The sequence below is a fragment of the Pseudomonas tremae genome, assembly GCF_001401155.1.
Lineage (GTDB): Bacteria > Pseudomonadota > Gammaproteobacteria > Pseudomonadales > Pseudomonadaceae > Aquipseudomonas > Aquipseudomonas tremae.
In genome coordinates, this window is the sequence record NZ_LJRO01000322.1 from 1 (window position 1) to 400 (window position 400).

1 protein-coding gene is annotated in these 400 nt (G+C 61.8%); it reads right to left on the bottom strand.

The window, feature by feature from the left end:
- Positions 1-35: 35 nt before the first annotated feature.
- Positions 36-400: nitronate monooxygenase (locus ALO43_RS18620; RefSeq protein WP_174518513.1), on the bottom strand; the 365-nt coding region annotated here is incomplete at its 5' end.

Consider the following 400-nt stretch of genomic DNA (forward strand, 5'->3'; position numbering starts at 1 on the left):
GGCTCTCTCGAGGAGCCCCTTTTTTTGCCTTCGATTCAGCGTACGGCCGGTGGCATTGCCGCAATGGCGTCCACCGATTCGCGAATCAGCGCAGGGCCCTTGTAGATGAAACCGGAATAGATCTGCACCAGACTGGCACCTGCGGCTATCTTCTCGGCAGCATGCCGGCCTTCAGTGATGCCACCAGCGGCAATGATCGGCAGACGACCTGCCAGCTCACCGGCCAGCACCTTGACGATGTGCGTGCTTTTTTCCCGCACCGGCGCGCCCGACAGACCACCCGCTTCATCGCCATGCGGCAGCCCTTCCACACCCTGGCGGCTGAGCGTGGTGTTGGTGGCAATCACCGCATCCATGCCCGACTCGATCAGTGCAGAGGCCACCAGCACGGTTTCTTCAT